This window comes from Pseudoxanthomonas sp. 3HH-4 (assembly GCF_006716465.1).
Lineage (GTDB): Bacteria > Pseudomonadota > Gammaproteobacteria > Xanthomonadales > Xanthomonadaceae > Pseudoxanthomonas_A.
In genome coordinates, this window is the sequence record NZ_VFPB01000002.1 from 63,911 (window position 1) to 86,764 (window position 22,854).

The 22,854-nt window shown below is 66.6% G+C and carries 30 protein-coding genes; 13 read left to right on the forward strand and 17 right to left on the reverse strand.

Annotated features, from left to right (window positions below):
* Nucleotides 1-83 precede the first annotated feature (83 nt).
* Nucleotides 84-866, forward strand: a complete 783-nt coding sequence (locus tag FB548_RS07640; protein WP_142124200.1) for a MipA/OmpV family protein — start codon at nucleotides 84-86, stop codon at nucleotides 864-866.
* Nucleotides 867-1,081: 215 nt separating this feature from the next.
* Here FB548_RS07640 and FB548_RS07645 read toward each other — a convergent pair whose 3' ends face one another.
* The 3 genes from FB548_RS07645 to FB548_RS07655 all read right to left on the reverse strand — a co-directional run bounded on the left by FB548_RS07645 (nucleotide 1,082) and on the right by FB548_RS07655 (nucleotide 5,462).
* Nucleotides 1,082-2,731, reverse strand: coding sequence for a YadA-like family protein (locus tag FB548_RS07645; RefSeq protein WP_142124201.1), 1,650 nt, complete (start codon nucleotides 2,729-2,731; stop codon nucleotides 1,082-1,084).
* 191 nt (nucleotides 2,732-2,922) lie between these two features.
* Nucleotides 2,923-4,776 (reverse strand): ATP-binding protein, encoded by a 1,854-nt coding sequence (locus FB548_RS07650; protein ID WP_142124202.1) that lies wholly within the window; start codon nucleotides 4,774-4,776, stop codon nucleotides 2,923-2,925.
* Nucleotides 4,773-5,462, reverse strand: a complete 690-nt coding sequence (locus tag FB548_RS07655; RefSeq protein ID WP_221625921.1) for a response regulator transcription factor — start codon at nucleotides 5,460-5,462, stop codon at nucleotides 4,773-4,775. Before FB548_RS07655 ends, FB548_RS07650 begins: the two co-directional genes overlap by 4 nt.
* A 468-nt stretch (nucleotides 5,463-5,930) precedes the next feature.
* On the opposite strand from FB548_RS07655, the gene arr reads away from it, so the two are divergent.
* The gene (arr, locus tag FB548_RS07660) at nucleotides 5,931-6,332 is read left to right on the forward strand and encodes an NAD(+)--rifampin ADP-ribosyltransferase (RefSeq protein ID WP_142124203.1); all 402 of its coding nucleotides are present in this window, start codon (nucleotides 5,931-5,933) and stop codon (nucleotides 6,330-6,332) included.
* A gap of 157 nt (nucleotides 6,333-6,489) precedes the next feature.
* On the opposite strand, the gene FB548_RS07665 is transcribed toward arr, so the two are convergent.
* The 4 genes from FB548_RS07665 to FB548_RS07680 all read right to left on the reverse strand — a co-directional run bounded on the left by FB548_RS07665 (nucleotide 6,490) and on the right by FB548_RS07680 (nucleotide 8,178).
* Nucleotides 6,490-6,828 carry a YciI family protein gene (locus tag FB548_RS07665; protein ID WP_142124204.1) on the reverse strand — a complete coding sequence of 113 codons (339 nt, stop codon included), beginning with the start codon at nucleotides 6,826-6,828 and terminating at the stop codon, nucleotides 6,490-6,492.
* 251 nt (nucleotides 6,829-7,079) lie between these two features.
* Complete coding sequence (locus FB548_RS07670) at nucleotides 7,080-7,298, reverse strand: hypothetical protein (RefSeq protein WP_142124205.1); 219 nt, start codon at nucleotides 7,296-7,298, stop codon at nucleotides 7,080-7,082.
* 38 nt (nucleotides 7,299-7,336) lie between these two features.
* Nucleotides 7,337-7,753 carry a VOC family protein gene (locus tag FB548_RS07675; protein WP_142124206.1) on the reverse strand — a complete coding sequence of 139 codons (417 nt, stop codon included), beginning with the start codon at nucleotides 7,751-7,753 and terminating at the stop codon, nucleotides 7,337-7,339.
* Nucleotides 7,750-8,178 carry a helix-turn-helix transcriptional regulator gene (locus tag FB548_RS07680; RefSeq protein WP_142124605.1) on the reverse strand — a complete coding sequence of 143 codons (429 nt, stop codon included), beginning with the start codon at nucleotides 8,176-8,178 and terminating at the stop codon, nucleotides 7,750-7,752. Before FB548_RS07680 ends, FB548_RS07675 begins: the two co-directional genes overlap by 4 nt.
* 180 nt (nucleotides 8,179-8,358) lie before the next feature.
* Here FB548_RS07680 and FB548_RS07685 point away from each other — a divergent pair, with 180 nt between their 5' ends.
* From FB548_RS07685 to FB548_RS07715, 7 genes are all read left to right on the forward strand, one after another.
* Nucleotides 8,359-8,622 carry a hypothetical protein gene (locus tag FB548_RS07685; RefSeq protein ID WP_142124207.1) on the forward strand — a complete coding sequence of 88 codons (264 nt, stop codon included), beginning with the start codon at nucleotides 8,359-8,361 and terminating at the stop codon, nucleotides 8,620-8,622.
* A 140-nt stretch (nucleotides 8,623-8,762) separates the two neighbouring features.
* On the forward strand, nucleotides 8,763-9,038 hold the full coding sequence (locus tag FB548_RS07690; RefSeq protein WP_142124208.1) for a hypothetical protein: 276 nt from the start codon (nucleotides 8,763-8,765) through the stop codon (nucleotides 9,036-9,038).
* A 102-nt stretch (nucleotides 9,039-9,140) separates the two neighbouring features.
* Entirely contained in the window at nucleotides 9,141-10,289 is a 1,149-nt protein-coding gene (locus FB548_RS07695) for a PAS domain-containing sensor histidine kinase (RefSeq protein ID WP_255470418.1), read from the forward strand.
* Nucleotides 10,286-10,645, forward strand: a complete 360-nt coding sequence (locus FB548_RS07700; RefSeq protein WP_142124210.1) for a response regulator — start codon at nucleotides 10,286-10,288, stop codon at nucleotides 10,643-10,645. Before FB548_RS07695 ends, FB548_RS07700 begins: the two co-directional genes overlap by 4 nt.
* 168 nt (nucleotides 10,646-10,813) lie before the next feature.
* Nucleotides 10,814-11,038 carry a hypothetical protein gene (locus tag FB548_RS07705; RefSeq protein WP_142124211.1) on the forward strand — a complete coding sequence of 75 codons (225 nt, stop codon included), beginning with the start codon at nucleotides 10,814-10,816 and terminating at the stop codon, nucleotides 11,036-11,038.
* A complete protein-coding gene (locus FB548_RS07710) occupies nucleotides 11,035-11,547 on the forward strand; it encodes a nuclear transport factor 2 family protein (RefSeq protein WP_255470419.1) in 513 nt (170 codons plus the stop codon). The genes FB548_RS07705 and FB548_RS07710 overlap by 4 nt, the downstream gene beginning before the upstream one ends.
* Nucleotides 11,548-11,641: 94 nt before the next feature.
* Nucleotides 11,642-12,205: a hypothetical protein gene (locus tag FB548_RS07715; protein WP_221625922.1), complete on the forward strand. Its 564-nt coding sequence runs from the start codon at nucleotides 11,642-11,644 to the stop codon at nucleotides 12,203-12,205.
* Nucleotides 12,206-12,208: 3 nt separating this feature from the next.
* On the opposite strand, the gene FB548_RS07720 is transcribed toward FB548_RS07715, so the two are convergent.
* From FB548_RS07720 to FB548_RS07735, 4 genes are all read right to left on the reverse strand, one after another.
* Nucleotides 12,209-12,643 carry a nuclear transport factor 2 family protein gene (locus FB548_RS07720; RefSeq protein WP_142124212.1) on the reverse strand — a complete coding sequence of 145 codons (435 nt, stop codon included), beginning with the start codon at nucleotides 12,641-12,643 and terminating at the stop codon, nucleotides 12,209-12,211.
* A 93-nt stretch (nucleotides 12,644-12,736) separates the two neighbouring features.
* Nucleotides 12,737-13,159, reverse strand: a complete 423-nt coding sequence (locus tag FB548_RS07725; RefSeq protein WP_142124213.1) for a GFA family protein — start codon at nucleotides 13,157-13,159, stop codon at nucleotides 12,737-12,739.
* Between the two features lie 16 nt (nucleotides 13,160-13,175).
* Nucleotides 13,176-13,547 (reverse strand): YciI family protein, encoded by a 372-nt coding sequence (locus FB548_RS07730; RefSeq protein ID WP_142124214.1) that lies wholly within the window; start codon nucleotides 13,545-13,547, stop codon nucleotides 13,176-13,178.
* A 72-nt stretch (nucleotides 13,548-13,619) separates the two neighbouring features.
* Nucleotides 13,620-14,846, reverse strand: a complete 1,227-nt coding sequence (locus tag FB548_RS07735) for an HD-GYP domain-containing protein (RefSeq protein ID WP_142124215.1) — start codon at nucleotides 14,844-14,846, stop codon at nucleotides 13,620-13,622.
* A gap of 104 nt (nucleotides 14,847-14,950) precedes the next feature.
* On the opposite strand from FB548_RS07735, the gene FB548_RS07740 reads away from it, so the two are divergent.
* Nucleotides 14,951-15,355 carry a GFA family protein gene (locus FB548_RS07740; RefSeq protein WP_142124216.1) on the forward strand — a complete coding sequence of 135 codons (405 nt, stop codon included), beginning with the start codon at nucleotides 14,951-14,953 and terminating at the stop codon, nucleotides 15,353-15,355.
* 11 nt (nucleotides 15,356-15,366) lie between these two features.
* Here FB548_RS07740 and FB548_RS07745 read toward each other — a convergent pair whose 3' ends face one another.
* Complete coding sequence (locus FB548_RS07745; protein ID WP_185742026.1) at nucleotides 15,367-16,575, reverse strand: amidohydrolase family protein; 1,209 nt, start codon at nucleotides 16,573-16,575, stop codon at nucleotides 15,367-15,369.
* A 227-nt stretch (nucleotides 16,576-16,802) separates the two neighbouring features.
* On the opposite strand from FB548_RS07745, the gene FB548_RS07750 reads away from it, so the two are divergent.
* The 3 genes from FB548_RS07750 (at nucleotide 16,803) to FB548_RS07760 (ending at nucleotide 19,064) form a co-directional block, all read left to right on the forward strand.
* A complete protein-coding gene (locus tag FB548_RS07750) occupies nucleotides 16,803-17,495 on the forward strand; it encodes a TetR/AcrR family transcriptional regulator (RefSeq protein ID WP_185742027.1) in 693 nt (230 codons plus the stop codon).
* A gap of 75 nt (nucleotides 17,496-17,570) precedes the next feature.
* Nucleotides 17,571-18,785, forward strand: coding sequence for an FAD-dependent oxidoreductase (locus FB548_RS07755; RefSeq protein ID WP_142124218.1), 1,215 nt, complete (start codon nucleotides 17,571-17,573; stop codon nucleotides 18,783-18,785).
* 96 nt (nucleotides 18,786-18,881) lie between these two features.
* On the forward strand, nucleotides 18,882-19,064 hold the full coding sequence (locus FB548_RS07760) for a hypothetical protein (RefSeq protein ID WP_142124219.1): 183 nt from the start codon (nucleotides 18,882-18,884) through the stop codon (nucleotides 19,062-19,064).
* On the opposite strand, the gene FB548_RS07765 is transcribed toward FB548_RS07760, so the two are convergent.
* The 5 genes from FB548_RS07765 to phaE form a co-directional block, all read right to left on the reverse strand.
* On the reverse strand, nucleotides 19,065-19,511 hold the full coding sequence (locus tag FB548_RS07765; protein WP_142124220.1) for a hypothetical protein: 447 nt from the start codon (nucleotides 19,509-19,511) through the stop codon (nucleotides 19,065-19,067).
* Between the two features lie 3 nt (nucleotides 19,512-19,514).
* Nucleotides 19,515-19,721: a PspC domain-containing protein gene (locus FB548_RS07770; protein ID WP_142124221.1), complete on the reverse strand. Its 207-nt coding sequence runs from the start codon at nucleotides 19,719-19,721 to the stop codon at nucleotides 19,515-19,517.
* A gap of 43 nt (nucleotides 19,722-19,764) precedes the next feature.
* Nucleotides 19,765-20,142, reverse strand: a complete 378-nt coding sequence (locus FB548_RS07775) for a DUF5329 domain-containing protein (protein ID WP_142124222.1) — start codon at nucleotides 20,140-20,142, stop codon at nucleotides 19,765-19,767.
* A gap of 208 nt (nucleotides 20,143-20,350) precedes the next feature.
* Nucleotides 20,351-21,421, reverse strand: a complete 1,071-nt coding sequence (locus FB548_RS07780; RefSeq protein ID WP_142124223.1) for a class III poly(R)-hydroxyalkanoic acid synthase subunit PhaC — start codon at nucleotides 21,419-21,421, stop codon at nucleotides 20,351-20,353.
* Nucleotides 21,418-22,809 (reverse strand): class III poly(R)-hydroxyalkanoic acid synthase subunit PhaE, encoded by a 1,392-nt coding sequence (gene phaE / locus FB548_RS07785; RefSeq protein WP_142124224.1) that lies wholly within the window; start codon nucleotides 22,807-22,809, stop codon nucleotides 21,418-21,420. Before phaE ends, FB548_RS07780 begins: the two co-directional genes overlap by 4 nt.
* Nucleotides 22,810-22,854 lie beyond the last annotated feature (45 nt).

Below are 22,854 nucleotides of genomic sequence, written 5' to 3' on the forward strand. Positions count from 1 at the left end.
TGCCGTTGAATCCACTTCCGCTCCCCTTGCGTAGAGCACCTGCCTACGGTGGGTAGGCGTTACCGTTCTGATGGGAGAGAAACATGCAGATCAAACTTCTTGGCGCTGTCTTGCTGATGGCGGCAGGCCCGGCATTCGCGGCAGGCCCCGAGCAGGGAAAATTCTCGATGTCGGTGCTTGGCGGCGCCGACTTCCCTGTCAGCGGCGACGTCCATTCGGGCGCCGTGGCGCCGGTGCCGGATCTCGGTCCGTTGAATCCCGCACTGGCAGGCGTCAGCGCGGAGTTGCGCATTCGCTCCCGCAGCCACGAGCAGATCTACGGCAACGCCATGTCGTGGGGCCTGGAGTTGGGCTACGGACTGAGTGACCGGAGCGAAGTATTCCTTCAGGCCAGGGAGACCAGCGCCGACGATGGTCGCGTGCGCGTCGGTGCCGCCTACGTGCCGGCGCTCGATACCGAGCTCGACGTCTTCGGCACGTTCTCGGGCTATGACGCGTACGCGTGGGAGGTGGGTTACCGGCACTACTTTCGCGATGGTGGCCGGGTCAGACCGTTCGTCGCGGCGCGGCTGGGTGCGACCGAAACCGATGTCATCCGGGCCACGTTCGAGATTCCCGACGCCGCGATCACGATCCCGAATGCGCCGTTCTACGAGAAGGGCTGGGCGCTGAGCGGCGGGCTCGAAGCCGGTGTGCACATCCCGTTCACCGATCGCTTCAGCATGAAGCTCGCCGCAGGGGTGAACTACATCGACGATCTTTCCGACGACGATTCCGCGATCGCCGGGCTCGGCCTGGCAGCCATCAACGATACCGGCAGCCGCGTCTCAGTTCCGCTGTCCATCACCGGCCGCTGGGACTTCTGAGAACATCCAACGGCGGGCACGGCAACGTGCCCGCCGACCACCGAAAACGACGCCAGGAACCAAGGCTCGACGTCAACGGCTGACGCAGTGGAAGCGCCCACCAGGCAGGCACCTCCGTTGAACCCGATCCGTCTCCGCTTGCGGCCGGAAGCGGACATCGGGACCACCTTGGTTAAGCAGGCCCTGTGGAAGGCAAGCTGTGCGCGAGCGCTGCACTACCAGCTGAAGCCGGCGCCGGCTGACACGCTCTTCTCTCCGCCACCGAATGCGGCGCCCAGCGACACACTGGCGCGATTGCCGATGACGCGCTGGTAGCCCACCGCCATCGCCTGCTCCCCACCCTGTGCGCCAATGCCCACGCCCACGCGATTCTTGCCTGCCAGACCGGCGGTGTTCATCGCCATGCCCGCATAGGCGCCGCTCATGGCCGCCATCGTGTCGATGCGGCGGTCCAGGTGGTTGATGCGCCGGTCCACGTCGCCGCGGAAGGCGTTGAAGTCGTCGCTCAACCCCGTGAGTTCGGTGAAGCGCGCATCGGTATAGGCATTGGCAGAGGCCAGCGTGGCAGCGTCACCGGTGTCGGCGTAGTCCTGCGCGGTCGCCAGCGTCGCCGCATCGCCCGCCACCATGTCGGAACGCACGACGGCTTCGCGGGTATCGGTATAGCCGTTGGCTGTCGCCAGCGCGGCGGCATTGCCGGCCGCCATGTCGTGGCGTACCGCTGCTTCACGCGTGTCGGTGTAGCTGTTGGCCGTCGCCAGCGTCGCCGCATCCCCCGCGGATATGTCGCTGCGCACCGCCGCTTCGCGCGTATCGGTGTAACCGTTGGCCGTCGACAGCGTCGCTGCATCCCCTGCGGTCATGTCGTTGCGAACCGCCGCTTCGCGCGTGTCTGTGTAACCGTTGGCCGCCGACAGCGTCGCCGCATCCCCTGCGGTCATGTCGTTGCGAACCGCCGCTTCGCGCGTGTCTGTGTAACCGTTGGCCGCCGACAGCGTCGCCGCATCCCCTGCGGTCATGTCGTTGCGAACCGCCGCTTCGCGCGTATCGGTGTAACCGTTGGCCGCCGACAGCGTCGCCGCATCCCCTGCGGTCATGTCGCTGCGCACCGCCGCTTCGCGCGTATCGGTGTAATCGTTGGCCGTTTCCATGGCGGTGTTCAGCTGTCCGACGTTGACCGCATCGGTGGTGGCGGTACCCGCCGCGACGTTGGTGACCTGGCGCTGCTGGCCCGACGAGCCGACCGACACCACGTTTGCCCGCCCCCCGTCACTGCTGTTGTAACCCAGCGCGACAGAGCCGCCGCCATTGGCCGATGCGCCGGTACCAAGCGCGATGTTGTTGTGGGTGCCGGCGGAACCCGAGGCGCCTGAGAAGCCACAGCACCCTTCCGCGCCCGATCCACCCGTGCCGGCGCTGCTGCCGTTGCCGATGGCGATGTTGTTGTTGCCGCCCGCCCCGCCTGCGCCGCCGGTGCCCCCTGCGGAACCGCCGCCTGCCGCGCCGCCATTGCCTGCGCTACTGTCCGCGCCAAGCGCCAGATTCCCTGCACCACCTGCGCCGCCCGTGCCGCCCACACCACCGGCAGTGCCGTTCGCGCCCTGACCGCCATTGCCTGCACCGCTGTTTTCGCCTATGGCGACGTTGCCGGTTTCGTTGCCTGGCCCGCCGGGCGAGGACGACCAGCCTGGCTGAGACGGACCATTTGCACCATTCGCGCCCACTGTACTGCCCGGCATGCATGCCATGCCGCCGCTGGCCGAGTTCTGACTGCACGGCTGCGTCGGCGCGGTCCCGCCCACCACTTGGGCGTCGGCGGACATCGTCAACAAGAGCAGGCTGCCACCCGCGACAAGCGGCAGCATGAGGTGACGGACAGCAGTTATGTTGCGGCGATACGTGCGCATGGCGATGCCCCCTGTGGCATGCCGCCGGCCGCTGCGCCCAAGGCGCGGCCACCCACCGGCGACGATGGCCCACACGGTAGGTGCCGCCCCCGGGCCGGGGTATCCCTGAAATCAGGTAACGCGCGCAGGATCCGCCGTCGCGACCGTGCTCAGGCAGCCAGAGGCAGATCCAGCTCGAGGGTGGTGCCGTTGCCATCGGACGCGCCCGCGATGCGCAACTCCGCCCCAAGCCGCTGCGCGCGGTGGCGCATGCTCGCCATACCGGCGCCAGCGACGTGGGCTTTACCAGTCGCCGGCGCCGTTCCCGACAGGCCGATGCCATCGTCGTGCACGCGCAGCTTCAAGCGATCCCCCGTACGGCGCAGATGGACATCGACCCGTGCCGCGCGACTGTGTTTGAACACATTGGTCAGCGCCTCCTGCAGCAGGCGCAGTAGGTCCAGGCTGCGGCCAGGCCCCAACTGCAGGCCCTCCAGCCCTTCCACCCGCCAGTGGGCATCGATGTCCGCCGCTTCCAGCAGGCGACTCGCGCGATGGCGAAGCGGCGCTATCAGCGCGGCCAGGTCGGCCTGCTCCTGCGCGGTGGTATCGATCACCAGGCGCAGGTCATCGCGCATGTCCTTCAGCAGGTCCACCACCTCATCCCTCGAGGTTTCGTGCGGTGCGTGCTGCAAGCGGGTAATCGCGCCCACCAGCGTGCCGCCGAATCCGTCATGCAGGTCGCGCACCAGCTGCAGGCGTTCGCCGGCGCGGCTATGCGCCAGTGCCAGCGCATGCTGCTGGTTGAGCGTGTCGGCCAGCGTCGCGGTGGCAGTCTGCACTTCGCGGTGGAGTTCGGCATTGAAGCCTTCCACCCGCTTCATGGTCTGCGCGAAGCGATAGGCCAGCACGAACCCCATGCCCAGCAGCATGACCGGCGAGGTAAACGCACCCAGGTAGCTCACGCCGCCGTACCATCCCATGTACACGCCGAGGTCGTGCAGTGACACCAGCAACGGCACGCTGATGCAGGCCGCGAGCACCTTGTAGTCGCGGCGATCGCTGCGTAGCGCGAAGATGACGAAGACCACGCTAACCACGTACAGGAATAGGATGGCGGGGGTCACGTACAGGTTGCGCAGTGGTCCCATCACCTGCGGCAGCAGGAATGCCAGCAGCAGAATGGCCGCCGTCACCACCAGCAGCAGTCGCTCGAAGCGCGGCCAGTGCCGCTCGGAGAACCGCAGCAGGAAGATCGTATGCGTCGCCGCGGAGGCGACGAACACCGCGGCGATGAAGGCCTGCCATCCATCGGTGGTGCGGAAGGGCCACGGGCTGCCGGCGATGAAGTTCCAATCGTACAACCGCCCGAACAGAGCGCTCAACGCATACCAGCCATACAGCGTGTCCTGCGGGCGCAGGAGCCAGAAGATGCCGATCATCGCCGCCAGCACCAATCCTACGGCGACGTCGAGTATCTGCATATCACGACGTGCAAAACGCTCCTGCTCGTACTGGCCGCGCAAGACGATGGGATCGCCCACGCTGACGGTACCGAACGCAGGCTGATAAGCGGCTAGGCCGGAAACCCGAACGAGCAGTTCGTTCTGCCCTTCGCGCAGCAGCGCCGGTGGCACGGTGTAATAACGCGGGACATGCCATTTGCGTGACAGCGGCTCCACCAGCGAGGCGTCCCGGTCGATCGGCTGGCCATTGAGAGAGACCGCAGCCGCCAAGCAGGTGTAGTCGAGCAACAGCCCGACCGGCTGCGATGCATCCGCCTGCTGCCAGCGGACGCGGTACCACACCACGCCGTCATGGGCGGGCCAACGCTTCTCCCACAGGTCGCGCAGTCCTACCCGTACCCAGCCCTGCCGCGGTGGCGCCTGCGCCGACCAGTCTGAACGTACGGCCTCGGCGCGATCCAGGCGGATAACGCCTTGTGCCAACTGCGCCAGCGCAGGACATGCCACGAGCAGCAGCAAGAGCCACAGCAACGCCAAACCGCGGGCCGTGCGCCTCACGTCAAGAGGCCTCGCGCCCGCGCCTCGTACACCGCCTCTGTGCGCGATCCGACGGCCAGCTTGCGATAGATGTTCTTGATGTGGCTTTCTATCGTCAGCCGCGACAGCGAGACCAGCTCGGCAATCTCTCGATTGGTAAATCCTTGCGCCACCAACTGCAGGATCTCCATCTCCCGCTGCGACAATGGCGGCACCGGCGAGGATCGCTGCGTCGGATGGGCGCTGACAGCGAGCAGCGCCAGGATGCGGCGCGCGATGGAAGGATCGATGGGCGCCCCGCCGCGTTGCAGGCTCTTGAGCGATACCACCAGCTCCTCGTCGTCGCGCTCCTTCAACAGGTAGCCGACAGCGCCGCTGCGCAAGGCCGTCAACACACTTTCCTCCTCCGCGAAAGAGGAAACGATAACCGCGGCAGCCTCGGGCATGTGCGCTCTCATCCAGGCGATCAAACTATTGCCATCGCCATCAGGCAGGTACATGTCGACCAGCGCCAGCGGGTAAGCATGCGCCTTGAGTCGCGATCGCGCCTCCTCCAGCGTACCGGCCACATCGATCCGTGCCTGATTGGCGAGGCCTGCCACCAAGCGCCGCAAGCGCAGCGCGGCATGCATATTGTCCTCGACAATCAGCACACCCGACATGACGATCGGTTGCATCTCGATCAAACCCCAGCGCTGATACTCCATCAAGTCTGCCCGCAAGCCAGCCGCAGGTCTAGGAATATAGCTAGGCGCACGCCAGCATGAGCCCTGCCACCCCCACGTTATGGACGGTAGCCCACAACGGAAGAGCAAGCGCGCAGCCAGAACGAGCTGCTCGCAAAGCTGATGACGTCCGCTTCCGGCCAGAAGCAAACGCGTCCCAAGGCCGTGCCAGGCTGTCTACTTACTGCACACAGAGGTGATTCATCTGTTGCGCAGGTCACGCAGGATGAGTCGAGCCGCAGGCGGCTTTCAAGCCGCTTTGCTCACCCATCCTGCATGCTGGCAGGCCGCGCCTCGCGCCCGGTATCGCAATCCGCGCACAAAAAAAGGGAGGCGCGCTGCGCCTCCCACCATCAATTTATATAACGCCCGGGGGCTTGCGGCAAGGCCCGGTGCGGGCGGCAGTATCGCCGGCCTGTCGATACGGCAGGCCACCAGAGCCATACCCCCATGCGCGATACCGAGATCTACTACCACGGCACCAAGGCGAAACTAGCGCCCGGCGATCTGATCGTCGCGGGCTACACCTCCAACTTCGGCAAGCGCCGCATCGCCAAGTACGTCTACCTGACCGCGATGCTGGAAGCGGCCACATGGGGCGCGGAGCTTGCGGCCGGCGAAGGCCGCGGGCACATCTACATCGTCGAGTCGACCGGCCCGTTCGAGGACGATCCCAACCTCACCAACCAGCGCTTCCCCGGCAATCCCACCCGGTCGTATCGGACGCGCGATCCGCTGCGCGTGGTCGCCGAAGTGAAGGGCTGGATCGGCCACACACCCGAGCAACTCACCACCATGCGCGATCGCCTGGCGGAACTGGATCGACAGGGCGTGGAGGCCATCGAGGACTGAGACGCGACCGCCTGCGCATATCGCATAGCCAGGGGAGAACACACGCCATAGCGTGTGTTGAACGAAGTGAAGCCCAACATCGCGCATCCTCCGACACTCCGATGTTGGGCTTCGCAGGCGCAGCCCAACCTATCTCGCTGACCGCGCATCCGCCCCCTCACGACGCCGGATCGAACATGAATACCCGCAACTCCTGATCGCATCGGCACGCCTTCGCGATGCGCGCCGCCCAGGCGACGGCCTCCTCGCGGGATGGCAGTTCGAGTACGGTGAAACCGCCGTTGAGCGGCGGCGCCCACGGATATCCGCCCTCAGCGACAGCGCCATCGCCCGACACAAGCACCGGCACCACGCTCTCGTCGATGCCACCGCCGAAGACGTACACCCCCGCGACTTTTGCCTGTTCGATCACCGCGCGCGAGTCGCGACCCGCCGCTTCAAGCTCGTCTCCGGATACGACCATCGCAGCACTGGGAAAGGAAATCAGATACTTCATCGGGCGTCCTCTGCTGGGCCGGGTGACAGAAACGGTCCGGACGACGTGGAGTCGCGACGGCGCCTGCAATGCAACCTACCCTCACCCGCACGACCCCTCAACCCCAGGCTGCACAGCACCCCGCATGATGCCCGTCCTTCCGGCCCGACAACGCCACAACGAAGCGTAAGTGCCTTGCCGACCTTGCGCGGCAACGCATCCAAGCGATCAAGCGAGGTCGACGATGCCGCGTGTGCCGGTCGCGCGTCGATCTACCCGCTGCTTGCGCTGCTGCGCCGCTTGGCGAGATACGGCAGTGCGAACAGGTACAGGCCCGTGAGCAGCAGCAACGCCAACGGCAGAAGCGTGAACAGCCCGACATACAGCGCGATCTTTTCCTGCCCCATGACCACCAGGTTGGCGATGACGGCCAGGGTGAAGGTGATGGACAGCCAACGATGGAACTGACGGATCCACGCGTTCCCGTTCATTGCGATCTCCTGTGCAAGCGACACGATGGCGTGGACGCTCACTGCGCCGCGCGCCGGGACTCGATCATCTTCCAGCCGTTCCCCGAGGGGTCGCGGAAGTTGGCATCGACATTGCCGTAGCGCGCTTCCGGCGCCTGGGTGAATTCCACGCCGTTGGCGCGCATGCGCTCGTACTCGGCGTGGCAGTCGTCCACGTTGAGCACCAGCGGCGGCATGGCGCCCTTGGCGACGATCTCGTTGACCGCCTGTGCGGTGGCGTCGTCCAGCACCGGCGCCTGTGCCTTGAACAGGCCGAGCTGCACGGATGGCTGGTCCGGATGCTGCACGGTCAGCCAGCGGTAGTCGCCGTTGCGTGCATCGGTGTGCACGCGGAACCCGACCTTGCCGACATAGAACGCCAGTGCTTCGTCCTGATCGCGGACATACAGACCGACCACCCCGATACCCTGACTCATGGAACCTCCTGTCTGGTTGAGGGCGCTTTTGTATCACCGCCCTCCTGCCGCCGCTTCTCCGAAACTGCGGTGGTGAGGCCGGGCCGGTAGGCGGCGCTGACATAGCAGTGCGGCACGCACTCCAGCGCGTGGCGCGCGGCCTGTTCGCGCGCGCGCAACGCGCCCGGGCTCTCGCCGGTGATGTCGCGGAAGGTGCGGCCGAACGTGCCCAGGCTGTTCCAGCCGGTCTGCAGGGCGATCTCGAGGATGGGGGTTTCCGTATCGCGCAACAGCGCCTTGGCGCGCTCGATGCGGCGCGTCAGCAGGTAGCGGTGCGGTGGAATGCCGAAGGCTTCCTTGAACGAGCGCGCGAAGTGCGCCTCGGACACATGGCTCACGCGCGCCAGGCGCTGCATCGGCCACGCCTCGTGCGAGGCGGCATCCATCCGGTCCTTCGCCCGCAGGAGGCGACGCAGCAGGTCGGGATCCTGGCGCGCACGGCCTTGTTCTTGTACCGGTGTGCTCACGTGGCGTATTCCATGGCGGGCGACTCCCTTCCCGGCGTTTCCGGGCGCACGATACTCCACCCCGTGCCCTGCCCGCCCACCTGCCCAGGAACAACGCCCATGCCCCGGCCCTCCACGCCTTACGCACCGATCAACTGCGAATTCCACGACGTACTGGAAGCGACGGCGACCCGGCGCCGCACGGCCTCGATCCGGTTCATGGATGAAGACTGCGTGCCGCAACAACGCAACGCACGGATCGTCGCGCTGTATGCAAACGGGGGCAGCGAGTACGCCGAACTCGACACCGGCGAACGCATCCGCCTGGACCGGCTGGTCTCCGTGGACGGTGAAGTGCTGGCGGACTACACGCCACCGACGTGATCGGATATGGGCGTTCAGGCAGGCGGACACGCAGGTGAAGCCCGCGTTCCTGCGCGACGCAGCGCGCTCTGCGGTGCGCGTCGTCACGTGTCAGGAACGCCATTCATGCGAAGGTGGCGCACGCCTGAGGGGAAATCACCGTGTCCACGCGCATATCAGCACCTTTGCCGGATGGCTTCTCGTGGAGAGTGGAGGATCAACGAAGAACCCTCATCTGCCATGGCCAGCCCATCGTCGAGATCGGCCCCGAACGACAGGGATGGATGGCGAGGATCCTGATCTCCGGCAAGGGCATTTCGCAGGAGCAGGTGGCAGTGCGCTCGCTGGATGCCGGCGCGGGCTGGGCCGCACGCTGGATGATGGAACGCCAGACCGCCCTGCTGCGCGCGGTCGCGGAACTGCCGCCCGCGTCCTGACGCCGCCGCTGGCCGGCCATGCCCGATACATCGAAGTCCGCCGCCCGACCCCATCGGAGCGCGGTTCCCGATTCCGACCGCGACCCTGCGCATGTAGGTGACGTGCCGGACAGCGGGACCGGTGGGCAGCTTCCGGACATCGAGGAACGGCAGCTCAAGCGCCTGATCGACGGCGTGATCGATTTCGCCATCTACATGCTGGACACCGAAGGGTATGTGCGCAGCTGGAATACCGGCGGCGAGCGCATCAAGGGCTACGCCGGGGATGAAGTCATCGGCACCCATTTCTCGCGCTTCTACACCCCGGACGACATCGCCAGCGATGCGCCCGCGCGAAGCCTTCGCATCGCGCGTGAAGAGGGGCGCTTCGCGGCTGAGGGCTGGCGCGTGCGCAAGGATGGCACCGTGTTCCATGCCAGCGTGGTGATCGACCCCATCTGGCAGGAAGACGTGCTGGTCGGCTACGCCAAAGTCACGCGCGACATCACCGACCGCCTCGAACACCAGGAACGGCTGGAACAATCCCGCGATGCCCTCCTGCAGTCGCACAAGCTGGAAGCCGTCGGCAAGCTGACGCTGGGCCTGGCACACGACTTCAACAACCTGCTCAACATCATCATCAACAGCCTGGAACTCGTGGATCACTACACGATGCAGCCCAAGGCGAAGAAGCATCTGCAGGGCGCGATGCGGGCGGCAGAGCGTGGCGCGCTGCTCACCCGGCAGTTGCTGACCTTCGGCACCGGACGCGTGCTGGTGTCGGAACGGCATTCGGTGGCCACCGTCATCCACGATGCGATGGACACGTTGCGACGCGCATGCCACGACAGCGTGACCCTGCATGCCCGCTTCGATGACGACCTGCCCGGGATCGATGTCGACCGCGAACAACTGGAGGCCGCCCTGCTCAACCTGGTGTCCAACAGCCGCGACGCGATGCCTTCCGGAGGTCACATCGCGATCACGGCGACGCTGCGAGACTGCGCGCTCCCGCACGTCGCGGATGCGCCACCCGGTCGCTTCATCTGCATCCAGGTCAGCGACAACGGCGAAGGCATTCCGGTGGAATACCAGGCACGTGTGTTCGAGCCTTTCTACACCACGAAGGAAGTGGGCAAGGGCAGCGGGCTGGGCCTGAGCCAGGTGTTCGGGTTCGCGCGCCAGTCCGGCGGATTCGCGGAACTGAAAAGCGCCTCCGGCGAAGGCACCACCGTTTCCGTTTGCCTTCCCGTCCCACGAGACTCCGAATGACAGACGCCAGACGCCTCCTGCTGATCGACGACGAAGTCGACCTGCTCGACATCCTTTCGGATGCGTTCGAGATCGCCGGGTTCGAGGTCGTGACGGCCATCGATGGCCAGAAGGCCATGGCATGCCTGCATGACGGGACGCATTTCGACGTCGTGATCTCGGACGTGGCCATGCCGGGCAACATCTCCGGCATCGATGTGGCCCGGGAAGCCGCTGCCCTGTACCCCGACGCCCGCGTGATCCTCGCCTCGGGCCATCCGCGCGCGGAACTGCCGCCGCTGCCGGACCGCGTGCGCTACCTGCCCAAGCCCTACCGGGTCACCCAGTTGCTGCAGACGATCAACGCTGCGGACTGAACAGCGGGGCGCGGAGCCACGCCTGCTCGCAGACTTTTCGTCCACCGTGCACCGGGCTTGGTCGCCCGTGCCGTGCTTTCGTCGCGCGCGCATTGCCCGCTGCATCCTGCCCCGGCACGCTGACGGCATGTCGCCCGTTGGTGGCGCACCGACCGAAGGAGCCGCTCCGTGAAAACCCTCATCGCCCTGCTCGCCTGGTGCCTGTTGTTCGTCCTGTGCTGGCCGCTCGCCCTGCTGGCGCTGGTGGCGTGGCCGCTGGTGTGGCTGCTGTCGCTGCCCTTCCGTCTGGTGGGCATCACCTTCTCCGCCCTGTTCTCGTTCCTGCACGCCGTGCTGATGCTGCCGACGCGCCTGCTGGGCGGGCGTCCGCGCGCACCGCTGGTGTCGGCATGAGCGCCGTTCGGTCACGCTTGGCGAAGGCCGCACTGTCGGGCTCGATGGCCACCGTGCTGCTATTCGGTGCGGTGGAATCCGCCGCTGCGGCCGAGCGCACGCCCGAACAGCTCACACAGGTGATCGATGCGCTGGACACCGCGGTGTTCGACACCTTCAACACCTGCGCCGACCCCGCGCAATTGGTAAAGCACGCCACCTACTTCGACGAGGCCGTGGAGTTCTACCACGACAACGGCGGCGTCACTTGGACCCGCGACGAGATGATCGGCCGGACCCGCGATAACGTATGCGGCCACTATCGGCGCGAACGGGTGCCGGGCACGCTGGAGGTATTCCCGATCAAGGGCTTCGGCGCGATCGCACAGGGCACGCACCGGTTCTGCGCGCTGTCGACCGGCACCTGCGAAGGCGAAGCCGACTTCGTGATGATCTGGCGCGAACGCGACGGCCGCTGGCAGGTCACCCGGGTGCTCAGCTATGGGCACCGTGCGGCGGCGGCGCCCTGACTTCGCACTGGCTTCACACAGCCTCCGCCCCCTGCCCATCACCCCGGCCCAGCATGTCCCCGCAACCCCGCCGGGGCCCCCGGGAGACATGACGATGACGTGCGACACCCTGCCTGACGCGACACGCTGGATCCGCCTGCTGCGATCCCTGGCGTGGGGCGGTGCCGCTGCTCTGTTGCTGCTGCCCTGGGTGGCGATGCAGTTCACCGCCGACGTCGCGTGGACGGCATCCGATTTCGCGCTCTTCGGCGCCATGCTGCTGATCGCCTGCCTCGCGTTCGAAGCGATGGCGCGGGTCGCGCGCGTGCCAGCCTACCTGGCCGCGAGCGTGATCGCGATCGGTGCGGCGTTCCTGCTGGTGTGGGCGAACCTGGCCGTGGGCATCGTGGGTGAACCGGAACACCCGGCGAACCTGCTGTTCATGGGGGTGCTGGTGATGGGTGGCGTGGGCGCTCTCCTCTCACGGCTGCGCCCACGCGGGATGTCGATCACGCTGGCGACGATGGCCGCGATGCAAGTACTGGCGGGCATCGCCACCCTGCTGATGGGCGCACACGAACCGGCGACATTCGTGCTCGTGTTTACTGGAATCTACGGGGCGGTGTGGCTGCTGAGTGCGGCGCTGTTCGGCAAGGCGGCGGTGCAGCACACCGGCTGATCATCAGCGCGGCTTCGAATGCCACAGCGCATTGACGATGATCCAGCGTCCGTCGAACCGTCCCATGTGGAAGTGGTCCACGAACCAAGGCGTCTCCAGGCGCACGGCGGCCGTCTCGGCGGTGACGTCGAGCACGCGGCAGGTGCGGTTCCACGCATCCTTCGGCGTTTTCAGCACGCCCTGCCGGGTCAGGCTGACCAGTTCTTCCTTCGACATGCGGCGCAGACCGAGGCGCTCGTCCGGTGTATCGCCGATCACGGCGCGCTTGGCCAGGTCCGGATGCAGCGCACGCGCCACGCGCGCCGGATCGCCTTCCAGTTGGCCGTCGACGTAGTCGAAGCAGGTCGCCTCGATGGCGGCGAGCGTAGCGGGATCGGCTGCAGGCGCGGCCGGGGTGGAAGCACTGGCGGCGGCCAGGACGAGGGACAGCAGTGACATGGAGTTCGCCTTCGGTCGCGTCATCGACAGAGGGCGATCATGGGGGAGGTCCGCGCGCGGGGCACGTGCCGGAAGTCAACGGCGGGCCTGCACCTACAGGTACGACGGCGATGCCGGCGGATGGTCCCAGTCGTCGTGGCGCCCATCCTCGTACTGCACGGGGATGGCAGCGAACCGTGCATCGTCCATTCCATCCAAGGTGGCGACGTTGACGGCGTGGAACCAGCCGTTGAAGGGCGCCATCTCCAGATATCCCTTGCTGAAGCCGCGCACACCGCAATGGCGGCAGAAGTAGTGGTGCACATGGCCGGCGGGCCATTCGGAAGCGTGGGCCCGGTAATCCGACAGGGCGTCGGCGCCGTGGAGCAGGCGGAAGCCGTCGCCGAGGGCGAACACCTTCCACATGCGCGTCTTCAGGCAGAAGCTGCAGTTGCAACGACGCGTGCCGGCGGCGAGGTCGAGGTCGCACTCGAAGCGCACGGCGCCGCAATGGCAACTGCCGGTGTAGGTCTGCATGGGGCTTCTCCTCCGGTCAGCTGGCGGTGAGGGCGTCGGTGGGCGGTTCCTCGATGGGGCGCACTTCGCATTCGATGTCCCATTCATCACCATGCACGTCGAGGAAACGGCGGGTGTGGGCGATGGCATCGTCCAGCGAATCGGCACGCAGGATGGCATAGCCGCCGATGACCTCCTTTGCCTGGGTGAACGGGCCATCGGTGACCCGGACGTCGCCGAAGCGCGAGCGGACGCGGGCACCTTGCGCGGTGGGCAGCAGGCCTGCTGTATCGAGCAGGACGCCTGCGGCGGACATTTCGCCGATCAGCGCCATCATGTCGGTCATCAGCCGCTCGCTGGGCTGCTGGCCGGTGGTTTCGTCGATCCGGATCATCGAAAGGAATCGCATGGTCTGCCTCCTGTGGCATGGGAACTGACCTTGCGACGAACGGGTACGGCCGCGATCGACAGCGACAGGCGCTCAGGGCAGCCAGAGTTTTTCCAGGTCGCGGAAACCCCACTTGGCAGGCGATTCCACGCCGACGATGCGCTCGCGCTCACCCGCAGTGGCCAGGTCCACGTCGACCCCCAGCAGGTGCGTGCGCGACTTGGCGGAATAGAACACGCGCACGCGCGGCGCCAGCAACGTGGCAGGGTTCTGTTCCACCACCACCGCCAGGCGGTCGCTGGACAATCGCACCAGCGCGCCGATCGGGTAGATGCCGATGCTGCGCACGAACGCCTTCATCAGCATCTCGTCGAAATGCCCCTGCCAACTGGCCATGCGGCGGAGCGACTCTGCCGGATCCCAGCCGGCCTTGTACGGACGGTCGGAGGTGATGGCGTCGTAGACGTCGCAGATGGCGCTCATGCGGGTCAGCAGCGGCAGCTCCGCGCCGGACAGGCGTTGCGGATAGCCGCCGCCGTTGATCTTCTCGTGATGGTGGCGGGCAATGTGCAGGATCGCCTCCTGGGTCACGCCACCTTCGCGCAGCAGCCGTTCGCCATGGACCGGGTGCTGGCGGACGATGTCGAACTCTTCATCGGTCAGCTTGCCCGGCTTGTTCAGTACCTCCTGCGGCAGCATGGCCTTGCCCATGTCGTGCAGCAGGCCGCCCAGCGCCGCATCACGCACCTGGTCCTCCGGCAACTGCAGCTGCCGCGCCAACATGGCCATCAACGCGCCGACGGCAACCGAGTGCAGGTAGGTGTAGCTGTCGGCGTCCTTCAGCCGCGCCACGCTGACGAGCGCCGTGGGGTGGCGATCGACCGAACCGGTGATCTCGTCCAACAGGGGCAGTACGCGGCCGGCATCCACGCCATTGCCCAGCCGCACTTCGCGGAACATGGCTTCCACGGCTTCACGGCCCTCGTCGCAGATGCGGCGGGCGCGGGCCAGTTCCGAGGCCAGACTGACCGTGCTGTCGGGCACGATGATGCGTCGCCGCGCTTCCGCCGGTTCAGCCAGGGGCGCGGCGGCGTCAAAGGGGGCGGGAACGGCCTCTTCTTCGCTTCCGTCCTCTCCGGCTGCATGACTGCGCGACAGGTCGACCACCACCTGCTCCACGCCGCTGTCCTGCAGCTGCGCCAGGCGTGCCTCGTCCAGTACGAACGAGGTGCGCCAGAACGGGTGCTGCATCCAAGGCCCCAGCAGCTTCTGCACGTACATGCCGGGCCGCAGTTCGGCAACGTCGACGGTTTGCAGCATGCACGGCTCCGGCTGTGGAGGGGTCCGGTATGCTCCCGTCCATCGGCCAGGCACGGCGGGGCGACCCCGTCAGCCCCCGGAACGATATCGGCACGGGAGGCCGCATGCTGAAGACCTATCGGGGAAGCTGCCATTGCGGCGCGATCCGCTTCGAGGCGGACATCGACCTGACCCGGCCCACCTACCGCTGCAACTGCTCGGTGTGCCGGCGCAACCGGTTCTGGCCGGCCATCGTGATGCCGGATGCCTTCCGCCTGCTGGCGGGCGAAGGCGAGCTGGTCGAGTACCGGTTCAATTCATTGCGCCACTCGCATCACTTCTGCCGTACCTGTGGCGTGCGGCCGTTCGGGATCGGCAACAACGTGCCCGATGGCGAGCGCATCTACGGCGTCAACCTGGGGTGCCTGGAAGACGCCACGCCCGAGGAACTGGACGCCGCCCCCATCACCTACGTGGACGGCGCACACGACAACTGGCAGCAGGCGCCGACGATCACGCGATACCTCTGAGCCGCACGCCGCTACTCGGCGGCTTCGTACTGGATCTCGCCCGCACGCATCACCCACACCACGTCGGCCAGCGCCAGCACCTCGGTGGCGGGGTCGTGACCCAGCAGCACCAGGTCCGCATCCATGCCCGGCGCGATGCGGCCGCTGCGCGCGGCATGGCCGAAGCGGCGTGCCGGTTCTGTCGTCAGGCTGGCCAGGATCGCGCGCCAGTCCATGCCGGCGCCGGCCATCAGCGCGTACTCGCGGTGCGGATCGCTGTCGGTGATGTAGCCCACGTCGGTGCCGAACAACACCTGCCCGCCCGCTTCGCGGAACGCGCGCAGTTGCTGCTGGCCGATGCCGAGGAAGCGTTCGATGACCGGCGGCGGCAGGCTTTCCTTGCGCAACTCGACTTCGAACAGTTTGAGCGATGGCACCAGTGCGACATCGGCCGCCACCAGCCGTTCCGCCATGTCCTCGGGCCAGGGACCGTCGATGGGCGTGCTGTGCGCCAGGACGTCCACGCCCGCCTGCAGGGCGATCTCCAGCCCTTGTGTGGTGCTCGGGTGGGCGAATACCGGGCGGCCCAAGGCGTGCGCCGTCTCGGCCACGGCACCTGCGATCGCCGGCGTCATGTGCACGACACCTCGAGGCCCGCCGACCAAGGCACCGATGAACAGCTTGGCGCCGTCAGCGCCCTCTTCCAACTGCGTGCGGGCACGTACGCGCGCCTGCTCCGGTGTGGCGACCTCGGCCGAGGGGGCGCCGTGCTGCTTCATCACGTCGCGGACGTAGTGCGGCGTGCCATCAGCAGGATAGAAAGGTGCATCCACCGTCAGGATGCGCGGGCCGCGCAGTTCGCCCGCATCGATGCGCGCGCGCAGGCTGCGCGCATTGCCCGGCAGGCCACCCAGGTCGAACACGCTGGTGAAACCCCAGCGCGACAGCAGCGAGCGGACTTCAAGCTCCAGCACCGGAGCTGGTGCCTCGGCCACCTCCGTCAGCCCGGGCAGGAGGAAGTGAACGTGGCTGTTCCAGAAGCCCGCGACCAGCACCCGGCCAGCCGCGTCGATACGCCGCGCATCGTCCGGCACCTTCACCTCGCTCCTGGAGCCGACCGACGCGATGCGGCCGTCGCGTACCACCACCACGGCGTCGGCCAGCGGGGCGGCGTCGGGTGATGCGATCACCGTCGCCCGCTCGATCACCCAGGTCTGCGCACACGCCGTCTCCGTCTTCACGCAAATGCATAGCAGGACGCCCAGCGCCCATCCCGATATCCGCCGCATTTCCACTCCCTTCCGTCGGCCCGTGGGCCCCGACACGCAGTCTAGGCCACGCCGCGAGGCTTCGCGCCTGTCGGACGCCCGCCAAGTCACCCTGCGGATGTAACGCCGTTGCAACAGTCACATGACCTTTTTGCTAGGCTGCGGATATCGTCGCAACCGGACGTGTGCAGGGAGTTCCCGTGAGCATTTCTTCCGAATATCTGGAAAACGTTTTCAACGATGCACCCTCGACGGCTTCGCCGCTGCGTCCTCGCCCGCAGGTGGACCTGTGCCGCCGTGGCGAGATCCGTGCGGAGAAGTTCCTCGACGCCGCCACCGAAGTCTTTGCCGAGAAGGGTTACCAGCATGCGCGACTGAGCGAGATCGTCGCCCGCGCCGGTGGCTCGCTGGCCACCCTGTACCGGATCTTCGGCGATAAGGAAGGTCTGGCAAGTGCGATCCTCGAGCGGCGGCTGGACATGCATATCCACCTGCTCAGCGACCTCAACCTGACCGAGCTGCCGCCCGAACAGGCGCTGCGCCGGGTGGCGATCCGCATGGCACAGGTCATGGCGCGCACCGATTCGCAGGTGGTCTACCGCATCGTGATCGGCGAGGGGCAATCCTTCCCCGCCCTGCGCGACTGGTTCCTCGACCACGCGGTGGCGTCCATCCGCGCCACGCTTGCGGACTATTTCGAACAGCAGGTGGCCGCCGGACGCATGCAACTGGCGTCGCCCAGGGCGGCGGCGGCTCAGTTCTACATGAGCCTGTTCGGCGACCAGATATTCCGGCTGGCGGCCGGCAGCCCGCAATTGCCGGATGTCGACACGCTGGAAGCCCAGGCCTTGGCATCGGTGGAGCTCTTCCTGCAGGGCGCGCTACCGCGCTGACCGCACACCGCGCTTTCACTCCGTCCTGCTGCCGTCCCTGCCAGGATGGCAGCATCGTGATGGCGCGGGATGTGCATGGATCTCAAGAGCGGATACCCCTTCTGGGCGGTCAGCAATGGCCTGATGCAGGCCTTTCCGCCGCTGGCGTCCGATCATCGCTGCGATGTCGCCGTGCTGGGCGGCGGCATCACCGGTGCACTGATCGCAGATGAACTCGCGCAACATGGATTCGATGTCGCCGTGCTGGAACAGCGGGACATCGGCTGGGGCAGCACGGCCGCCAGCACGGCGCTGCTGCAGTACGAAATCGACACCCACATGGTCGACCTGGCCAAGCGCTATGGCGAAGACGATGCCGCCCTCGCCTACCTTGCCTGCGCCGGGGCCATCGACCAGCTGCGGGAGGTCGCTGCGCCTTGGCGCGACGTCGGCTTCGCGCGCAACAAGAGCCTTTACTACGCCAGCCGTCATCGCGACGTACGGCCGATGGAAGAAGAGCATGCCCTGCGCGTGCGCCACGGACTGGAGGTGGAACTGCTGTCGGCGGACCGGGTACGCGAAGACTATGGCTTCGAGGCGGCGGCGGCGTTGCTCAGCACCCAGGCCGCGCAGGTGGATCCTTACCGCCTGACGCACCGGTTGCTGCAGCGCCTGCATCGCCAGGGCACCGCGGTATTCGATCGCACGCGCGTGATCGACCTGCATACGACATCGCGCGGCGTGACGCTGCGCACCGTGACAGGTTTCAGCGTGCGTGCCGCGCATCTCGTGGTCGCGGCGGGTTATGCCAGCCAGCACTGGCTGCGGCAGAACGTGGCGCGCAATCGCAGCAGCTATGCCGTCATCAGCGATCCATTGCCGGATGAGCAACTCGGCTTTCTGCGCGACACACTGCTGTGGGAAACCGCACGCCCATATCTGTATGCGCGCAGCACCGCCGACGGCCGCCTGTTGCTGGGCGGCGAGGACGATGCCGTGGACATCCCGGCCAAACGCGATGCACGCGTCGAGAAGAAGGCGCGGACGCTTCTGAAGCGGCTGCACCACCTGTTCCCCGAGTGGGAGGTCACGCCGGCTTTCTCATGGGCCGGCACGTTCGCCGAGACCACCGATGGCCTGCCCTTCTTCGGGCCGCACACGCAATGGGGGCCGCGTGTGCACTTCGCGATGGCGTACGGTGGCAATGGCATCACGTACAGCATGCTCGGTGCCGGCCTGCTGCGCGCACTGATCGAACGCCGCAAGCATCCGCTGTGGCCGCTGTTTTCCTTCGAACGCCTGGAACGGTGACCGGGGGCAGCAAAGTTGCACACCCTTGACGTGACCGTCATGCGGCGATTACGCGGGAGGCCGCAAGCTACCCACTCATCACACCGGAGCACCGTCATGCCCCGTGGCGACAAATCCGCCTATACCGGCAAGCAGAAACGCCAGGCGGAACACATCGAGGAAAGCGAGCGCGAACGCGGCCGTTCAAAGGAAGAAGCGGAACGTATCGCCTGGGCCACCGTGAACAAGCAGGACGGCGGCGGCAAGAAATCGGGCTCGGGTCGCGCGAAGCACCACTGACTAGGGCGAACCCCAAGGCCACCAGCCCTTGCCAGTCAGCGCGTAACGGTCGGCGGCGCGTTCGAAGGGATTGCGTACGCTGACACCGCCGCACAGCAGGTAGACCGGCAGGAACAGCGGGCCCAGCACCATGTATTGGTAGACGTGCGCACGCTCGTGGTCGCCCAGGCGGATCGGCGGGTGCTGTCGATGGCCGGCACGGTGCTCGTAGGTGATGCACTCGCACTCCAGCGTGTCGCCTGTGTGCAGGATGCTGTTGCCGAAGGTGATGGCGCCGCCGGGTCCCCACGGCCAGCGGTGGAACACCAGCGCGAAGTCGCGTCGGCTCCATTCCGCGCGCGCGCCGAACACCATCCCGGCAACACCCGCCATCAGGCCGATCAGCGTATTGGGCACCGCCCATACAACGCCGAGTACGCGCGCCATCCACAACCCGGCCGGCGCCATGGATCAGTCCTGTTCGTTGGGCATCAGCAGCCAGAGGATCAGGTAGACCAGGATGCCCGGAAACGCCGCGGAGGCGATCGACACGATCACGAAGATCACCCGCAGTAACGTGGGGCTCCATCCATAACGGTGTGCGATGCCGCCCATGACGCCCGCGATCATGCGGTCATTCAGTGAACGTGCGAACGGTTTGGAAGCAGTGTCATTCATCGCCAGCAACTCCCCACGATTGTCCGTGACCAAGTCTAGCGCGTCAGCCACCGGGCGCGCCTGAACCACGCAGCACATCGAGCTTGGCCTTGAACCACGTCGCCGCCGGTTGCGCCGGCTGCCCAGGGCACCGCACCTGGTAGGCACGCCCGCTTATGCTGCTCTTGCTGGCGGCGCGTTCGATGAACTGCTCCGCGGTATCAGCCAGGTTGCGCTTCAGCAGGTAATCGTACTTGCGCTGCAGGTGCTTGCGCGCCTCGTCGCGGCCATGCCAGGTGCCATTGCGCTGGAACTCGCATGACGACGCCGACAGCGCCTCCATCAATGCCTGGATCTCGCGTTTGGCGGTTGATGAAGGTGCAGACAGCACCGGCCCGACGAAGGCAAGCAGAACGGCAGCGACGGTGATGCGTGACAGCATGTGGTTAGCCTAGCGCAAGACAGGCGAAGGAAGCACGCCGTTTTCTTTTGTAGGAGCGACGTGAGTCGCGACCGCTCGGCTCGATGCTCCAGCATCCCATCGTTCGCCTACAGGGCGCGTTGCGACGCGTTCGTTACCGCGACACCCGAGATCTGTCGCGGCGCGGTCGCGACTCACGTCGCACCTACAGGAAGCACAGCGCACGCGGTCAGCGCGCGCGCTGGCCCAACCAGTTATGGATCGCAGTGGGCACTTCGCGTTGCGCACGACTGGACACGTAGATGCCGATATGCCCGCCCTTGAAGCTCAGCTCGGTGTAGTCCGCCGTACCCACGACGCCCTTCAGCGCGCGCGAGGCATCCGGTGGCACCAGATGGTCCTGTTCGGCGTAGATGTTCAGCACCGGCATGTCGACGAAGCCCAGGTCCACGGCCTCGCCACCGATCTCGATGCCGCCCTTGATGAAACCGTTGCGCTGGTAGAACTGCTTGATGAATTGCTTGAAGGCCTCGCCCGCCAGGTCAGGCGAGTCGAAGATCCATTTCTCCATGCGCAGGAAGTCCTCGATGGCGCGCTTGTCGTCGAGGATGTCCACCAGGCCCACGTACTTCTGCAGGTTCAGGCGGAACGGCTTCAGCATCAGGTAGCAGGCGTTCATCATGTCCGCCGGCACGTTGCCCAGCGCTTCGACGAACAGGTCCACATCCAATTCGCGCGTCCAGTGCGACAGCATGTTGTCCGGCGTGTGGAAATCCACCGGCGTCACCATCGTGATCAGGTTCTTGACCTTCTCCGGGTGCAGCGAGGCATAGCACAGCGAGAACGCCCCGCCCTGGCAGATGCCCAGTACGTTAACGGCATCGCGTCCACTGCTGTCGCGCAGGTGGTCCACTGCGCCGTCGATGAAGCGGTTGATGTAATCGTCGAGTTCGAGGAAGCGATCCGATCGGTCCGGATAGCCCCAGTCGATGACGTAAACGTCCTCGCCCTGCGCCAGCAGGCCCTTCACCAGCGAGCGGTCGTGCTGAAGGTCCACCATGTACGGCCGGTTGACCAGTGCGTAGACGATCAGCAGCGGGATCTTCGCCGTCGGCGCCTTCTCGCCGATGAAGCGGTACAGCACGACCTTGCCGTCGCGCCAGACTTCCTGTTTCTGGGTGGCGCCGTAGTGGACATCCTCCACTTCCGGCAACGTATGCAGGCCGGCGGAAAGCTTCTGCGTCAACGTGGTGGCCTCGTGGGCCAGCCCTTCGGCGGTGAAGTTGAGCGGCCCGTTCATTTGCTGCTACCCCGCTTGGTCTTCTTGCCGGCCTTGGGCGTATCGCTCGTTGCGCTGCGCGTGGTGTTGCGCGCCACCCAGTCCTTCATCGACACGACCGACGCCGGCTTGCCGGCGGGCGGGGCGGCGTTCTTCGGCGCTTTGGGGACAGGCGCTTTCGCCGCCTTGGCGACGTGCTTCCTGGCCTTGCCCGGCTTGCGCGCGGCAGTCTTGGTCGCCGCGGGCATGCGTTCCTTCTTCGTTACGACCGGTGCTGCGGCGACCACTGTCCGTCGCACAAGTTTCCTGGGTGCCTGCTTCTTGGCGGCGGCGCGCTTCTTGGGCGCAGCTTTCGGCACCGGTGATGGCTTGCGACGGACCGAAGCACGCTTCTTCGCTGCTTTCGGTCTTGCCGGTGCCGGCACGACAGGTTGAGGTGTTTCGGCGACCCTGGGCGTGTCCACCGGTGCCGCGGCACGCTGCGCCGGTGCGCGACGGACGGGCGCCGCCTGAGCCCGGGTCAACTTGCGCAGTGCGCGCTCCAGTTCGACGACCTTGCGGTGGGCGGCATCGACTTCCGTCCGCGTCGGCATGCCGAACAGGGTGCAGACCTGTTCGACTTCACGCTGCACACCCAGACGCAGCCGGGCCTGCGCGTTCGCCAATCCGCCATAGGCGTGGCGGAAATCGCTGGACATGGCGACCTGCGCATAGGCTTCTTCGGCCGCGTCGATCCACAGGTCGAACAGGGCTCGGGCGTTCTGCAGTTGGCGGCCGGGTTCGGCGTGCTCCTCCAGCTTGCGCTCGAAGCGCACGAAGGCATCCTGCGCCACCTGCAGCATCAGCGTGTCGTACTCGCCGACCTGGCGCTGGTAGTCCTGGTAAGCCTGCGCCAGATGCTGCCAGCGTTCCTGGTGCTCGCGCGACAGGCCGAACGTCGGCAGGTGCATCCAGCGATCGCCATCGCGCTGCAGGTTCTCCAGCCAGGGGCGTACCTGCTGCATCCACCCGTCCATGCCGTGCGCACCGCCCTGCATGCTGCGGAAGATGTCGGCGAACGGGTTATGGGCCGGCGTGGGGTCGGCCATGCCGAGCGCGGAGCGCCAGGCGCGGCCGATGTCGCTGGCGTCATGGTCGCGGCCGGTGAACTGCGCGGCGACCTGCTGCATCTGCCCGAACCACTGGCCAGCCTGTCGCTGGAAACGGCCGACGGCTTCATCCACCTGCGGTTGCCCGCCGGGCACCAGCTTCGACCACCAGTCCACGGTCTGCTGCCAGCCGGGCGCTGCGCCCGGCATGGCCATCGTCGGCGTTGCGCCGGACTGTCGCAGGGCATCGCCCCACAGACTCCAGTACTGCTTGGCCACCGATTCGAAATCGCCCGGCCACGGTGGAACGGAATTTGCCATGTGCCCTCCCTTCCCGACCGATTCTAGCCGCGGTGGGCGGCGCGT

Excerpts from the sequence above, each read along its gene's own strand:
- FB548_RS07760 (WP_142124219.1), top strand. The coding sequence starts at position 18,882 with ATGCCCCGTGGCGACAAATCCGCCTATACCGGCAAGCAGAAACGCCAG.
- FB548_RS07730 (WP_142124214.1), bottom strand. The coding sequence starts at position 13,547 with ATGCGATTCCTTTCGATGATCCGGATCGACGAAACCACCGGCCAGCAG.
- FB548_RS07720 (WP_142124212.1), bottom strand. The coding sequence starts at position 12,643 with ATGTCACTGCTGTCCCTCGTCCTGGCCGCCGCCAGTGCTTCCACCCCG.
- FB548_RS07765 (WP_142124220.1), bottom strand. The coding sequence starts at position 19,511 with ATGGCGCCGGCCGGGTTGTGGATGGCGCGCGTACTCGGCGTTGTATGG.
- FB548_RS07715 (WP_221625922.1), top strand. The coding sequence starts at position 11,642 with ATGACGTGCGACACCCTGCCTGACGCGACACGCTGGATCCGCCTGCTG.
- FB548_RS07665 (WP_142124204.1), bottom strand. The coding sequence starts at position 6,828 with ATGAAGTATCTGATTTCCTTTCCCAGTGCTGCGATGGTCGTATCCGGA.
- FB548_RS07755 (WP_142124218.1), top strand. The coding sequence starts at position 17,571 with ATGGATCTCAAGAGCGGATACCCCTTCTGGGCGGTCAGCAATGGCCTG.
- phaE (WP_142124224.1), bottom strand. The coding sequence starts at position 22,809 with ATGGCAAATTCCGTTCCACCGTGGCCGGGCGATTTCGAATCGGTGGCC.
- FB548_RS07645 (WP_142124201.1), bottom strand. The coding sequence starts at position 2,731 with ATGCTGCCGCTTGTCGCGGGTGGCAGCCTGCTCTTGTTGACGATGTCC.
- FB548_RS07640 (WP_142124200.1), top strand. The coding sequence starts at position 84 with ATGCAGATCAAACTTCTTGGCGCTGTCTTGCTGATGGCGGCAGGCCCG.
- FB548_RS07735 (WP_142124215.1), bottom strand. The coding sequence starts at position 14,846 with ATGCTGCAAACCGTCGACGTTGCCGAACTGCGGCCCGGCATGTACGTG.
- FB548_RS07770 (WP_142124221.1), bottom strand. The coding sequence starts at position 19,721 with ATGAATGACACTGCTTCCAAACCGTTCGCACGTTCACTGAATGACCGC.
- FB548_RS07700 (WP_142124210.1), top strand. The coding sequence starts at position 10,286 with ATGACAGACGCCAGACGCCTCCTGCTGATCGACGACGAAGTCGACCTG.
- FB548_RS07670 (WP_142124205.1), bottom strand. The coding sequence starts at position 7,298 with ATGAACGGGAACGCGTGGATCCGTCAGTTCCATCGTTGGCTGTCCATC.
- FB548_RS07680 (WP_142124605.1), bottom strand. The coding sequence starts at position 8,178 with ATGGATGCCGCCTCGCACGAGGCGTGGCCGATGCAGCGCCTGGCGCGC.
- arr (WP_142124203.1), top strand. The coding sequence starts at position 5,931 with ATGCGCGATACCGAGATCTACTACCACGGCACCAAGGCGAAACTAGCG.
- FB548_RS07780 (WP_142124223.1), bottom strand. The coding sequence starts at position 21,421 with ATGAACGGGCCGCTCAACTTCACCGCCGAAGGGCTGGCCCACGAGGCC.
- FB548_RS07685 (WP_142124207.1), top strand. The coding sequence starts at position 8,359 with ATGCCCCGGCCCTCCACGCCTTACGCACCGATCAACTGCGAATTCCAC.
- FB548_RS07725 (WP_142124213.1), bottom strand. The coding sequence starts at position 13,159 with ATGCAGACCTACACCGGCAGTTGCCATTGCGGCGCCGTGCGCTTCGAG.
- FB548_RS07655 (WP_221625921.1), bottom strand. The coding sequence starts at position 5,462 with ATGGAGTATCAGCGCTGGGGTTTGATCGAGATGCAACCGATCGTCATG.
- FB548_RS07675 (WP_142124206.1), bottom strand. The coding sequence starts at position 7,753 with ATGAGTCAGGGTATCGGGGTGGTCGGTCTGTATGTCCGCGATCAGGAC.
- FB548_RS07710 (WP_255470419.1), top strand. The coding sequence starts at position 11,035 with ATGAGCGCCGTTCGGTCACGCTTGGCGAAGGCCGCACTGTCGGGCTCG.
- FB548_RS07775 (WP_142124222.1), bottom strand. The coding sequence starts at position 20,142 with ATGCTGTCACGCATCACCGTCGCTGCCGTTCTGCTTGCCTTCGTCGGG.
- FB548_RS07740 (WP_142124216.1), top strand. The coding sequence starts at position 14,951 with ATGCTGAAGACCTATCGGGGAAGCTGCCATTGCGGCGCGATCCGCTTC.